This window comes from Microvirgula sp. AG722 (assembly GCF_003269145.1).
Lineage (GTDB): Bacteria > Pseudomonadota > Gammaproteobacteria > Burkholderiales > Aquaspirillaceae > Microvirgula > Microvirgula aerodenitrificans.
This window is the reverse complement of the sequence record NZ_QLTJ01000001.1, coordinates 525947-538095: the sequence shown is the minus strand read 5'-3', so window position 1 is coordinate 538095 and position 12149 is coordinate 525947. Positions and strand designations below refer to the sequence as shown.

The following is a 12149-nucleotide window of genomic DNA, read 5'->3' as shown; positions in this document are numbered from 1 at the left end:
TGCAGTGGCCGCCGGGTTCAGTCCTCGGCGGCGAGCCGGTCCATCAGGGCGCGGATCTCGCCCTCGATGGTGACGGCACGATTCTGTTTGCTGTCGAACAGGACGAAGGTCACGTCGGCTTCGGCCACCACCGTGTCGCTGCCCTGCAGGCGGATCACCTGGCGGATGACGGCCGAGCGGTTGCCGACGTCCCTGACCGCGGTATCGACGGTCAGGATCTCGTTCATCAGTGCCGGGCGACGGTAGCTGATGTTGATATTGACGACGACGAAGGCCAGACCGGTCTGCATGAAGCCGTACAGATCGGTGTGCACATCGAAGTAGGCCCAGCGCGCTTCCTCGAGAAATTCCAGGTAGCGGGCGTTGTTGACGTGACCGTACAGGTCGAGATGATAACCGCGAACCTTTATGTCGGTCTGATGCATCGGAGTCTCCTTTGTCGAATGGCGGGGGGTGGCCGTGCGGCCACGAACGAGTTCAAACGCTCGTTTTCCCGCCATTACAGCACAGTCGGGTTGCCGCCGGGCAAGCCTTATTCGGCATCCGGCAACTCGATGTCATCGTAGGCTTCGCGTTCCAGCGGCTCATCGCACAGGTCGGTCAGCACCGACGACAGTTCGATCTCGAACCACTGCGAGAACAGGTTCTGCGTGCGCTTTTCCGGCCACAGCGTGTCGTCGGCGCACCAGTCGGCCAGCTCCGCCTCGAAAATGTCCGGCCAGCGCTGCTTCAGTACGGCGCGCAGATCGTCGTAGTCCTCGATGGCCGGCACCAGCAGCGCATTGCTGTCGCGGCGCAGATTGACCAGGTTGACCTCGTCGGCATCGATTTCGAACGGCAGGCCGAGCAGCCAGTCGACGAACGGTTGTCTGGGCTTGACGATGATGACGCTGCGATTGACTTCGTACATGGGGCTCTCCGCAAAACGCCATTGTAAGCGCTGCGGCAACCGGGCTGCGAGAGGGGAACGCTCAGTTTCCGGCTGCGAACTGGTTGTCGCGGGTGAAGTTCCAGCTGCGGATGATGGCCAGCTGGTCGTAGTCGCGGGCCAGTGCCGGCGGGAACGGGGCAAACGGTGCCGCCAGCCGGACGATGCGGATTGCCGCGTCGTCCAGCTCCGGATGGCCGGAGCCGCGCTGGATGCGGACATCGATCAGCGACCCGTCGGCGCGAATGTCGACCCGCAGCTTCAGACGGCCGTAGACCCCCTTGTCACGGGCATCCTGCGGGTAGTTCAGGTTGCCGACGCGTTCCATCTTCCGCCGCCAGTCCTCGGCATAGCTGGCGAAGACCGCATCGCGGGTCGTGGCGCTGATGACGGCGCGACGGGAGGCGGCACCGGCCGCCGGTGGTGCCGCCGTGTCGCTGTCCGCCCGCGCCAGAGCCCTGGCGTCGGCCAGCAGGTCGCCGGTAGTGAACGAGGGGGTGCCGGTTCGCGGTGTTGCCTGGTGTGCCGGAACGTGACGCGATGGACGGGGTGCCGGCTCGCTGGCAGGGATGTCGGCGGTCTCGGGTCTGGTGCGGGGGGCTGGTTCGCGGACCGGGCGGTCGGCTTTGGCTTTCGGTGCGTCATGGCGCCGCTGTGGCGTGCTGTCCGGCCTGACCGTTGCCGGCGTCGGCGGCGCGGCGACGGTGGCGCGAACCGGCTTGTCGTGCGCTGCGCCGGCGCTCAGCACGACTTCGAGCGGCACCGGGTCGGCCGGCAGCGGCAGTGCCGGCTGCCAGCGGATGCCGATGACAATGGCCACATGCACGGCAAACGACACCCCCACCGCCAGCCAGAGCGGCGCGTGTCGGGGCGATGAGTCGTAGGTGAGATCCGGGTGCACGATGGTCGGGACGTCCTTGCGCGGCGTACGCCCTCCGGCCGTGCAGCTCAGGACGCGGGGGGCGAGATGGCGGTCATTTTAGCATGGGCGTCATTCGATGCCGTCAGCCGCGCGGTCATGGCGCCGGCTGACAGCGGTTCGCCGACCGCAATGCCCTGCACATGCCGCAGGCCGAGCCGGGCCAGCATCGGCAGTTCGTCCAGGTGCTCGACGCCCTTGGCTGTCAGCGGCAGCCCCAGCGCGCACAGGAAGGCCGCCAGCGCCGGTACCGCGCGTCCGTCGGCAAGCAGGTGCTGCAGGCGGGCGCGGTCGAATTTGAGCCTGACCAGCGGCGGCTGGCACAGCAGCAGCAGGTCGAAGGCGGAGGCCCCGAAATGATCGACCACCACGCGCACGCCGAGGGCGGACAGTGCCGCGAACTGACGGCGGGTATGGACGATATCCTGCACCAGCGAGGCCTCCGGCACCTCGATCTCCAGCCAGGCCGCATCCAGCCGGTTGTCGGACAGCGCCTTGGCGATATGCTCGGTCAGTGCCGGATCGGCAAACTGGCGCGGGCTCAGGTTGACTGCGACCGGGCACTGGATCAGGCCGTTGTCGCGCCAGTGGCGGGCCTGTCCACAGGCGGCGTTCAGGGTCCAGCTGGTCAGTTCGGTGGACAGGCGGATATCGTCGGCGAGTGCGATGAAATCGGCTGCCGGTCGCAACAGGCCGGCCTCGTCACGCCAGCGCAGCAAGGCCTCGATGGCGATGACCGAACCGGTCCGGATATCGTGTTCGGTCTGGTACCACAGTTCGAAGTCGAAAGTCTCGATCGCACGGCGCAGCGCCTGCTCGCGTTCGCGCCGTTCGATCACTTCGGCCTGCATGGTCGGGGCGAAGAAGCGCCAGCCATGCCGGCCGTGGGTCTTGACGAAATACATGGCGGCATCGGCGTGGCGCATCAGCAGATCGCTGTCGCTGCCGTCCTGCGGGCTCAGCGCCACCCCGATCGATGCCGGCGACTGGACCTCGTCGCCAGCCAGGCTGAACGGCTCGTTCAGCGTGGCCAGGATCTTTTCCGCGACCTGGGCGGCATCGCCCGGGTCGGGAATCCGGCTCAGCAGCACGACGAACTCGTCACCGCCCAGCCGGCCGATCACATCGCTGGCGCGGACCACGCCGCGCAGGCGCTGGGCCACCTCGCGCAGCAGGAGGTCGCCGGCGGCATGGCCGAGGCTGTCGTTGACCTGCTTGAAATTGTCCAGATCGATGAACATCAGCGCATTGCTGCTGCCGTCGCGCTGCGACTGCAGCAGTGCCTGCTCCAGCCTCTCACTGAATGCGGCCCGGTTGATCAGGCCGGTCAGCGGATCGTGCTCGGCGAGGAAGCGGATACGGGCCTCGGCACGGCGCCGTTCGGTCAGGTCGGTCAGCGTGATGAACAGATGGCGGGTTTCGCCCAGGGCATCGGTGACCGGTGTCTGACGCTGCCAGCAGGCGAGCAACTGCCCGCTGGCGGTCAGGAAGGGCCGTTCGCCTTCCCAGGCCTGATTGTCCGGCGGCGTTTCGCAGTGGCATTCCGGGCCGCTGAGGCGGGCCAGCGACGCGCCGATGGCCTGGGTGCGGGACATGCCGGTCAGGCGTTCGAACGCGTGGTTGACCTGCAGGATGTTGCCCCGGGTGTCGCAGATCACCATGGCGTCCGAACTGTGCGACAGCACATGGGCGGCCAGTTGCAGCTGCTCGACCGCCTGATGCTGGGCACTGACGTCGACATAGGTGCCGACCCAGCGCAGGACGCGCCCGTCCCGGGTCGATTCGATCGGTTCCATGGTCGAGACCATCCAGCGCCAGTTGTCGCCGTCGCGGATGCGGAATTCGCTGCGGCGCGGAATATCCCTGAACGCCTGCATGGCGCAGAAGGCATCGGCGATCTTCTGCCGGTCTTCCGGATGGATGCGGTCGATCCAGTCAGTCCGGATCGGTGAAATGTCGTGCTCGCCGGCGACCGGATAGTCGAAAAAGCGGGCCATGGCCTCGTTGCCGCTGGCGCGGTTGCGGGCAAAGTCCAGATCGACGTAGCCGATGCCGGCAGCGCTGAGCGCGGACTCGATGCGGCGTTCGCTGTGCAGCGCCGTGGCCTCGGCGTGCACCAGCCGGTCGATGTCGCTGATCATCGCCAGATAGTGCGCCTCGCCGCCGAGATCGAGCCAGGACGCACAGACCAGCGCCCGCCAGCGGCTGCCGTCGCTGTGCCGCATCCAGAATTCCTGCGCCAGCGGCTGATCGAGGGTGGTGACCAGCGTGTCGCGGTCGGCCGGATTGTCCCACAGCCACAATTCGATCGAACTGCGGCCCAGCATTGCCTGTCTTTCCACGCCGAACATCTCGCACATGCGCGGATTGCAGTCGACGATATGGCCGTCGGACGCGCGGATGATCGCCACACCGGACGGCATCAGCATCAGTGCCCGCGACAGGATGGCGCCCTGGTCCCGTTTCTGCGCCTCGGTACTGGCCAGCAGGTTTTCCAGTTGCTGGTTGCGGGCGCGCAGCGCGGCGACCAGCACGGTCACGATCTGGCCCATCGCCGCACCGGTCAGCAGCAGCAACTGATCGGTCATCTGCTGCTGGAACGACTGGTGCTGCGTGCCCCAGCCGAGCAGCAGGCCGGCCTGGACCAGCAGGCACAGCAGCGCAACCTCGCGCTGGCCGAAGCGCAACGCCATCCAGATCACGGTGATGAAGTGCAGGTAGATGAATGCGTGGTAGGCCAGCGGTTCCGGCTGGTTCAGGACCGGCAGTACGCTGGCCAGGGTGACGGCCAGGATCAGCGCAAGTTCCTGCTGCCGCCGGCCGGCCGGCCATGGCGTGCCGCGCCAGGCGATCAGCAGCGGAGGCAGCACCGCCAGTGACAGCAGATCGGCATTCCACCACGGCAGGATGGCGCGGGTCAGCGCGCCCCATGGCAGCAGGCCGCTGCCCACGCAGATGGCAATTGACAGCAGGGCAGTGGTCAGCGTGATGGCGCCGACCGTCAGCAGGGCCAGGATCAGGTCGCCGAGATCGAGGCGATCCCAGTGCCGGTGGCGCCAGCGCCCGAACAGGGTGCCGATCAGCCCGCTGTGTCCGGCTGACAGCAGCGCCAGCAGCAGCAGTGCCGGCCACAGCGCCAGCGGCGTCTCCGGCAGCATCGGCAGCGTCATGCCGAAAGCCAGCGCCGGCAGCATGCGCCAGCCACCCCACAGGATCGCGACCAGGGACAAGCCGCTGGGCAGCCAGATAAAAGCGATGAATCCCATGCTGAACGGGAATTGCAACGAAATCCAGCTCGCCGCGGCGGCGCCGAGGGTGGTGAACAGCAGTGAGGTAATGCCGGTTGACGTGCTGGCGACAGACAGGAAGGAAGGGGCTCGCATACAGGGACCGCCCGCGCGCTGCATGATGATGGACACCCTTTGTTGTAAATGGTGGATGCCCATGCCATAAGTCGCGAGCGACGGACGGTCATTTCACTCGTGGCATTTTCCTGCCGCGACGGCGCTACAATTGCAGTCCGCCATGGGCCGGAACGGCAGGAACATGTCGCGGTGAGCAGGGTGGGCGGGCCCGCCGCCAGCCTGCCGCTGCCCACTGTCCCCCGCCCTCGCTGCCGCGGGGAAACCGCGTTGCGCCCGCCCGCGCTGCGCGCCGGTTTGATCCGTCGTGCATGAGGCGGCGTTGACGGCGGGCAAGAAAAAAGCCCGCAGGCAGGCGGGCTTGGCGGTTACCGGTTACTGTCGCGCTCAGTCGAGCAGGCTGCGCAGCATCCAGGCGGTCTTTTCGTGCACTTCCAGGCGCTGGGTCAGCAGGTCCAGCGTCGGCTGGTCATTGGCGGCCTCGACCGCGGCGAACTGGCCGCGGATGGTACGACACACGGTTTCATGGCCATTCACCAGCAGTTCGATCATTTCGGTGGCCTTCGGCACGCCGTCGGTGTCCTTGATCGACGTCAGCCTGGCGAACTCGCCGTAGGACGCCGGGGCCGGGAAGCCCAGCGTGCGGATGCGTTCGGCGATCTGGTCGTTGGCGATCCACAGCTCGTTGTACTGTTCCTCGAACATCAGGTGCAGGGTGCGGAACTGCGGGCCGGTCACGTTCCAGTGAAAGTTGTGCGTCTTCAGGTACAGGGTGAAATTGTCTGCCAGCAGGCGCGAGAGTCCGCTGACGATGGTGCCGCGATCTTCCTTGCTGATACCGATATCCATAATGAAACCTCCCTGTTGAGTGCTGATAAAATTCGCAACCGCGAAGCAGAACGGATACGACATGAACTGGTTGACCACAGGCCCCGATTTTGCGCGGCTGACACTGCATGTCCAGCCCGGCGCCAAAAAGACCGAGACCGCCGGCCTGCATGGCGAGGCGCTGAAAATTCGTCTGGCTGCCCCGCCGGTGGACGGCAAGGCCAATGCCTGCCTGCTGGCGTTTCTGGCCGAACGCTGCGGCGTGTCCCGCGCGGCGGTCCGGCTCAGGAGCGGCGACAGCAGCCGCCGGAAAGTGGTCGAGCTGGCCGGGCATTTCGAAGCGTCCGACCTGGCCCGACGATTGTTGCCTTAAGGTTTACGATCGGTCAATTGCGTAGGCTGTTCGTCGACACGGGTGTATTCGCCATCGATGGTGCCGTCGTCGCGCTGTGGCGGCCGGCCGAACGGGTCGGCACGGAAATCGCCGCCAATCGGGCCGGCCATGATTTTCGGCCCCTTGAACGGCAGCAGCAGGAGCAGCGCCAGGACGTCGCTGATGACGCCGGGAAAGATGAACAGCAGGCCGGCGAACACATAGCGCAGTGGCCACAGCAACTGCCACAGCGATGTCTGCTGACCATTGCGCATGACCGACGACAGCGTCAGCAAGGCGCCGAGCTGCTGGTTGCGCAGGATCAGCACGCCGATGACCGCACCGGCGAGCAGGGCCAGAAACACCGGGCCCCCGCCAAAGCGGCCGGCCAGGGCGATCAGGGTGGCGAGCTCGATGAGCGGGAACGCCAGAACAAGCAGAAAAAGGTATTTCATGGATGAGAGCAGTCGGTTGAGCGAAGTGCTGGTCGGGCTGGTCAATGTGCCAGATATCGAGTGTGCGCGTCTTGTTGCCAAAGAACTGGTCGGCTCGCGGCTGGCCGCCTGCGTGAATCTGCTGCCCGCCGTCGAATCGGTGTATCGCTGGGAGGGCCGGGTGGAAACCGCCAGCGAAGTGACGCTGGTGATCAAGACCGTGCGGGCTGCCTGGCCGGCGCTTGAGCGGCAGGTGCAGGCACTGCACCCGTACGCGGTACCGGAAATCCTGGCGCTGCCGGTCACTGCCGGCCTGCCCGCCTATATAAACTGGGTCGCCAGTGAGTCCATTTCAAGCACTGACGCGTGATAAACCACAGAAAAAACCTGCGCATGCCCTCCGTACTGAATCCTAGAACCCTGATCCGCATCGTGCTGGCCTTCGTGCTGGGACTGTGTTCGCTGTCCGCGCTGGCGGTCAATCCCGACGACCTGCTGCCACCGGAACGTGCCTTTGCGCTGACGGCCACCCGGCAGGGTGACACGGTCACGCTCGACTGGCGCATTGCCGACGGCTACTACCTGTACAAGGAGCGCATCCGGGTCGCGACCGAGCCGGTGCTGGAACTGGGGACCACGCTGGCCGACGGCACCCTCAAGCAGGACGCGTTCTTCGGTCGCTCGGAAATCTACCATGGCCGCAGCCAGGCGATGGTGACGCTGCCGGCCGGCGCACCGCGTCCGCTGGTGCTGGTGGTGTCGCAGCAGGGCTGTGCTGATGCCGGCGTCTGCTATCCGCCAGAGACGCGGCGGCTGACGCTCGGCGCCGACGGCGTGCCGGCCGGCGGTGAGCAGGGCGATGACCTGCTGTCGCGCTTCGTGTCGGCAGCCGGTCTGGGCAGTGCGCCGGCCACACCGGCTGCCGCACCGGCAGACACGGGCGGGCTGGCAAAACTGGGCTGGATTGCGCTGCTCGGCAGCTTCTTTGTGGCCGGCCTCGGGCTGGCCTTTACCGCCTGTCTGTATCCGATGCTGCCGATCGTGTCGGCCATCGTCGCCGGCCAGGGTGAGGCGGCGCACGGCTGGCGCGGTTTTGCGCTGGCCATGGCCTATGTGCAGGGACTGGCACTGACCTATACCGTGGTCGGCGTCGCCGCCGGGCTGACCGGCAGTCTGCTGACGGTCTGGCTGCAGCGGCCGGAGGTCGCCATCGTGGCTGCCGTGCTGCTGCTGGTGTTCGCGCTGGCGATGTTCGAGGTGATCAATGTGCAACTGCCGGCCAGCCTGCAGGCGAGAATGGCGTCGGCATCGAACCGGATGACCGGCGGACGCCTGCTGTCAGTGTTCGCGATGGGCGCGCTGTCGGCACTGATCGTCGGCCCGTGCGTGGCGCCGCCGCTGGCGGTGGCGCTCGGCTATATCGGCGCCAGTGGTGATGCCGTACGGGGGGGCGCCGCGCTGTATGCGATGGCGCTGGGGCTTGGCGCGCCGCTGCTGCTGCTCGGTGCAGCCGGCGGCAAGCTGCTGCCGAAAGCCGGCGGCTGGATGCAGGCGGTCAAGGGTGTGTTCGGCGTGCTGATGCTGCTGCTGGCGATCTACCTGCTGTCGCCGTGGCTGCCGGCTCCGGTGGCCCTGCTCGGCTACGGCGTGGTGCTGGTCGGTGCGGCGGTGTTTGCCGGCGCGTTCGACGCGCTGCCGGCGGGTCATCATGGAGGCCGCCGATTCCTGAAACTGCTGGGCCTGCTGGCGGCGATTACCGGCGTGATCCAGCTGGTCGGCGGCCTGGCCGGTGCCGACGATCCGTTGCGCCCGCTGCTGCCGCTGACTGCGCGCGCGTCTGCCGCGACCGTCACGGTTTCCCATCCGGCCTTTACCCGGGTGGACAGCCCGGCGGACTGGGAGCGCTTTCTGGCTGCCAACCGCGGCCGCCCGGTCATGCTCGATTTCTATGCCGACTGGTGCGTCAGCTGCAAGGAGATGGAACGGGACACGTTCAGCGATCCGCGCGTGGCCACCGCGCTCGGAAAGTTCGCGCTGGCGCAGGCCGACGTGACCGCCAATTCGCCGGCCCACCAGCAACTGCTGAAAAACTTCGGCCTGTACGGACCGCCGGGCACGATTTTCTTTGACATCAAGGGCATGGAGCGCGACCGGGTCATTGGCTACCTGCCGCCGTCGCCGTTTTTCGACCGGGTGCAGGCGCTGCTGCGCTAGCGTGTCGACAAAAAACACTTGACGAGGTGTCCGGAGGCTCGTTATATTGCGCCCCTCTGTTGGGGTTGTTAGCTCAGTTGGTAGAGCAGCGGACTCTTAATCCGTAGGTCGAAAGTTCGAGCCTTTCACAACCCACCAGTTTCCCCGGCAACGGTTCTTCCGTGGCCGACGGGTTGTTAGCTCAGTTGGTAGAGCAGCGGACTCTTAATCCGTAGGTCGAAAGTTCGAGCCTTTCACAACCCACCAATTTTCCCGACATCGGTACCCTCGATGTCGTGGGTCGTTAGCTCAGTTGGTAGAGCAGCGGACTTTTAATCCGTTTGTCGCAGGTTCGAGCCCCGCACGACCCACCAATCGCTTCAAGCATCAGGCCTGGTCTTCGTGACCGGGCCTTTTTGTTTTTCATTGTCCGTTGCATGGGCAAGCAGCGCGGCAGTGAACTGCAGAAAATCATCCAGATGCAGGGTGATGATGTTGATCGTGATCGGTACCAGCAGGCTCTGGTAGTCATGAGCGGCAAGATTGCGGAAACCCACCATGCGTTTCAGCTTCCCGGCCAGTCCGGTTTCCAGCCATTCCGCTTGCGCCAGCAAGGTGAACACATCGCGGGCGCTCTGCGGGATGCGGAGTCGTTCGCGCCGGATCAGATGGTGGCCGGCGCCGAGCGCTGCTTCGCAGGCGCGCTGGATATTGAGGACGGCAGCATCCTGGCGCGTGTAATCGGTGTCGAAGCCCGCACCGGCAGCGGCGTACTCCTCGCGGGCACGTCCGACGCAGCGCTCGATCGTGGCGACCTTGTTCAGCAGTACATCATCGACCATATACGCGCCCTTCCGTGGCGATATCGTGCAGCAGTCCGGCCCTTGCCTCATCCAGGGCGATTTTTTCGCTCATGACAAAACACTCGAACAGTCCTGCCTCCGGTTCCCGGGCCCACAGGCGTCGCCCGGTCGTCAGCACCTGATACTGCATGACCGTACTGGCTGCTCTCAGGTCCAGCAGGTCGACTGGCCAGTCGCTCAGTCCGGCCAGCTGTCCGGCCAGCTCCCATAATTGCAGCGGATCGGCGTAGCCGTCGACCAGCACGGCGAGGTCAAGGTCGCTGTCCGGCCTGGCCGTGCCCTGCATCCGGCTGCCGAAGGCATAAATGCCCATTACGCCAGGCAGGGCATCGCGAAGTCGTTGGCACACGGCTTCAAGGCGACTATCTGGCAGGGCTGAATCGGGCATGGGCATCTCCTCTGCTGCATCTTAACGCGCATCCCGTCACTGGGCCCATTGCGGGGGAGGTCCACGCCGTGCGAGCGCGGGGTTGCCTGCACTCTTTTATTCCCATTCCAAATAAACAATCCACTTAATCTGCCAGCAAGGTTATATGGGTCCGGTAGCATGACTTTCCTTCGACTGTTGTTGTCAGGGAAAGAAATGAACGTGTTTTTCAGCAAGCGTACCGGGGTCGTGAGCGCCATTGCCGCCGTGGCCATGGCCGGTCTGGTGGGGGCGTGCTCGAAGCCGGTGGAGGCGCCAGCTGCCGAGGGGGCGGCGCCGGCCAGTGGTGGCACGCTGGTCTATCTGGAGCAGCAGCCGCATACCAGTCTGTATCCGCCAGCGGGGGGCTTCTACCCGAACGGCGGCATCCTGAACCAGATCACCGACAAGCTGACCTGGCAGAATCCGGCCACGCTGGAGATCGAGCCGTGGATTGCCGAGTCGTGGACGGTCAACGACCAGGTGACCGAGTACACGTTCAAGCTGCGCCCGGGCGTGACCTTCTCCGACGGTTCGCCGCTGGATGCGGCCGCGGTGGCGAAGAACTTCGATACCTACGGGCTCGGCAACAAGGCGCTGAAGCAGCCGGTATCCGAGGCGATCAACAACTACGAGCGCAGCGAGGTGCTCGACCCGCTGACGGTCAGGTTCCACTTCCGCAAGCCGTCGCCGGGATTCCTGCAGGCGACATCGGTCATCGGCTCCGGTCTGGTATCGCCGGCGACACTGGCGCGGCCGTTCGAGGAGCTGGGTGACGCGACGCGGATCATCGGTTCCGGTCCGTTCGTGGTCAGCAGCGAGACGCTGGGCAAGGAGCTGACGCTGACTGCGCGCAAGGACTACCGCTGGGGGCCGGTCAGACTGGCGCATCAGGGCCGGGCGCGGCTTGATGCGATCAAGGTGGTGGTCACGCCGGAGGACAGCGTGCGCATCGGCGCGCTGCTGGCCGGTCAGGCCGGCTTTATCCGCCAGATCCAGGCCTATGACGAGAAGCGGGTGCAGGCGCAGCGGTTCCCGGTGTATGGCGCGGCGACGCGCGGCGTCAACAACAGCATCAACTTCCGTCCCGACAATCCGCTGGTGGCCGACCTGCGCGTGCGCCAGGCGCTGCTGCACGCGACCAATGCCAGGGAAATCGTCCAGACCCTGTACTCGGCCAATTATCCACAGGCGACCTCGGTCATCGCGGCCGGTGCGGCCGGTCATGTCGACCTGTCGGCCAGCCTCGGCTTCGACGACGGCAAGGCAAAACGGCTGCTGGACGAGGCCGGCTGGCTGACCGGTGCCGACGGGCTGCGCCACAAGGAGGGCAAAACACTGGCGCTGACCGCCTACGAGTCGCTGCCACAGCCGCAGAACAAGGAAATGCTGCAACTGGTGGCGCAACAGTGGCGCAAGGTCGGGGTCCGGCTCGACATCGTGGCCGGCGATGCCGGCAGCAAGACCCTGGACAACCTTGATCCGGAAAAGGCGCCGGTCTATCCGACCATGGTCGGCCGTGCCGATCCCGACGTGATCAAGAGCCAGTACTACCCGGGCAACCGCAATGCGCTGCTGCAGAAGGGTGGCGTCAGCGACAAGGTCCGGACCTTCGAAGATGCGCGGCTCAACCGCCTGCTGGACGACATCGCGGCGGAAACCGACCGCAAGCAGCGGCTGGCGCTGGTCGGCGAGGTGCAGCGCTACCTGATCGATCAGGCCTACGTGATCCCGATCTTCGAGGAGCCGCAGGTCTATGCCGGTGCGCCATGGGTCCGCGATACCACCTTCGAGGCGGTCGGCCGGCCGAGCTTCTACACCACCTGGCTTGCGCCGCACTGAC

At 65.8% G+C, this 12149-nt stretch carries 12 protein-coding genes and 3 tRNA genes; 7 read left to right on the top strand and 8 right to left on the bottom strand.

Annotation, left to right across the window (positions count from 1 at the left end; all coding sequences use genetic code 11):
* Positions 1 to 17 precede the first annotated feature (17 nt).
* The 5 genes from DFO50_RS02565 to DFO50_RS02545 form a co-directional block, all read right to left on the bottom strand.
* Positions 18 to 425, bottom strand: a complete 408-nt coding sequence (locus DFO50_RS02565; protein WP_233495165.1) for a thioesterase family protein — start codon at positions 423 to 425, stop codon at positions 18 to 20.
* Positions 426 to 532: 107 nt separating this feature from the next.
* Positions 533 to 910: a hypothetical protein gene (locus DFO50_RS02560; RefSeq protein WP_028498558.1), complete on the bottom strand. Its 378-nt coding sequence runs from the start codon at positions 908 to 910 to the stop codon at positions 533 to 535.
* Between the two features lie 61 nt (positions 911 to 971).
* A complete protein-coding gene (locus DFO50_RS02555) occupies positions 972 to 1829 on the bottom strand; it encodes an energy transducer TonB (protein WP_146745000.1) in 858 nt (285 codons plus the stop codon).
* Between the two features lie 47 nt (positions 1830 to 1876).
* Positions 1877 to 5230, bottom strand: a complete 3354-nt coding sequence (locus tag DFO50_RS02550) for a diguanylate cyclase domain-containing protein (protein WP_158537392.1) — start codon at positions 5228 to 5230, stop codon at positions 1877 to 1879.
* 366 nt (positions 5231 to 5596) lie between these two features.
* Positions 5597 to 6058: a Dps family protein gene (locus DFO50_RS02545; RefSeq protein WP_028498556.1), complete on the bottom strand. Its 462-nt coding sequence runs from the start codon at positions 6056 to 6058 to the stop codon at positions 5597 to 5599.
* A 61-nt stretch (positions 6059 to 6119) separates the two neighbouring features.
* On the opposite strand from DFO50_RS02545, the gene DFO50_RS02540 reads away from it, so the two are divergent.
* The gene (locus tag DFO50_RS02540) at positions 6120 to 6410 is read left to right on the top strand and encodes a DUF167 domain-containing protein (protein ID WP_028498555.1); all 291 of its coding nucleotides are present in this window, start codon (positions 6120 to 6122) and stop codon (positions 6408 to 6410) included.
* Here DFO50_RS02540 and DFO50_RS02535 read toward each other — a convergent pair.
* Entirely contained in the window at positions 6407 to 6865 is a 459-nt protein-coding gene (locus tag DFO50_RS02535) for an FxsA family protein (RefSeq protein WP_028498554.1), read from the bottom strand. The two genes, DFO50_RS02540 and DFO50_RS02535, sit on opposite strands and share 4 nt — an antisense overlap.
* Here DFO50_RS02535 and cutA point away from each other — a divergent pair.
* The 5 genes from cutA to DFO50_RS02510 all read left to right on the top strand — a co-directional run bounded on the left by cutA (position 6864) and on the right by DFO50_RS02510 (position 9411).
* On the top strand, positions 6864 to 7214 hold the full coding sequence (gene cutA / locus DFO50_RS02530) for a divalent-cation tolerance protein CutA (protein ID WP_036385476.1): 351 nt from the start codon (positions 6864 to 6866) through the stop codon (positions 7212 to 7214). The two genes, DFO50_RS02535 and cutA, sit on opposite strands and share 2 nt — an antisense overlap.
* 23 nt (positions 7215 to 7237) lie before the next feature.
* Positions 7238 to 9058 (top strand): protein-disulfide reductase DsbD, encoded by a 1821-nt coding sequence (dsbD, locus tag DFO50_RS02525; RefSeq protein WP_112691977.1) that lies wholly within the window; start codon positions 7238 to 7240, stop codon positions 9056 to 9058.
* 62 nt (positions 9059 to 9120) lie between these two features.
* Positions 9121 to 9196, top strand: a tRNA-Lys gene (locus tag DFO50_RS02520).
* A gap of 32 nt (positions 9197 to 9228) precedes the next feature.
* Positions 9229 to 9304, top strand: a tRNA-Lys gene (locus DFO50_RS02515).
* 31 nt (positions 9305 to 9335) lie between these two features.
* Positions 9336 to 9411, top strand: a tRNA-Lys gene (locus tag DFO50_RS02510).
* A gap of 6 nt (positions 9412 to 9417) precedes the next feature.
* On the opposite strand, the gene DFO50_RS02505 is transcribed toward DFO50_RS02510, so the two are convergent.
* Positions 9418 to 9879 (bottom strand): DUF86 domain-containing protein, encoded by a 462-nt coding sequence (locus tag DFO50_RS02505; protein WP_051528718.1) that lies wholly within the window; start codon positions 9877 to 9879, stop codon positions 9418 to 9420.
* Positions 9869 to 10288 carry a nucleotidyltransferase domain-containing protein gene (locus tag DFO50_RS02500; RefSeq protein WP_036385474.1) on the bottom strand — a complete coding sequence of 140 codons (420 nt, stop codon included), beginning with the start codon at positions 10286 to 10288 and terminating at the stop codon, positions 9869 to 9871. Before DFO50_RS02500 ends, DFO50_RS02505 begins: the two co-directional genes overlap by 11 nt.
* 195 nt (positions 10289 to 10483) lie before the next feature.
* Between DFO50_RS02500 and DFO50_RS02495 the strand changes: the two genes are divergently transcribed.
* Entirely contained in the window at positions 10484 to 12148 is a 1665-nt protein-coding gene (locus tag DFO50_RS02495) for a TIGR04028 family ABC transporter substrate-binding protein (RefSeq protein ID WP_084299899.1), read from the top strand.
* The last annotated feature ends 1 nt before the right edge of the window (position 12149 follow it).

Coding starts and splice junctions, on each gene's coding strand:
- DFO50_RS02565 (WP_233495165.1), bottom strand. CDS start 425: ATGCATCAGACCGACATAAAGGTTCGCGGTTATCATCTCGACCTGTAC.
- DFO50_RS02560 (WP_028498558.1), bottom strand. CDS start 910: ATGTACGAAGTCAATCGCAGCGTCATCATCGTCAAGCCCAGACAACCG.
- DFO50_RS02550 (WP_158537392.1), bottom strand. CDS start 5,230: ATGCGAGCCCCTTCCTTCCTGTCTGTCGCCAGCACGTCAACCGGCATT.
- DFO50_RS02545 (WP_028498556.1), bottom strand. CDS start 6,058: ATGGATATCGGTATCAGCAAGGAAGATCGCGGCACCATCGTCAGCGGA.
- DFO50_RS02540 (WP_028498555.1), top strand. CDS start 6,120: ATGAACTGGTTGACCACAGGCCCCGATTTTGCGCGGCTGACACTGCAT.
- cutA (WP_036385476.1), top strand. CDS start 6,864: ATGGATGAGAGCAGTCGGTTGAGCGAAGTGCTGGTCGGGCTGGTCAAT.
- DFO50_RS02535 (WP_028498554.1), bottom strand. CDS start 6,865: ATGAAATACCTTTTTCTGCTTGTTCTGGCGTTCCCGCTCATCGAGCTC.
- dsbD (WP_112691977.1), top strand. CDS start 7,238: ATGCCCTCCGTACTGAATCCTAGAACCCTGATCCGCATCGTGCTGGCC.
- DFO50_RS02505 (WP_051528718.1), bottom strand. CDS start 9,879: ATGGTCGATGATGTACTGCTGAACAAGGTCGCCACGATCGAGCGCTGC.
- DFO50_RS02500 (WP_036385474.1), bottom strand. CDS start 10,288: ATGCCCGATTCAGCCCTGCCAGATAGTCGCCTTGAAGCCGTGTGCCAA.
- DFO50_RS02495 (WP_084299899.1), top strand. CDS start 10,484: ATGAACGTGTTTTTCAGCAAGCGTACCGGGGTCGTGAGCGCCATTGCC.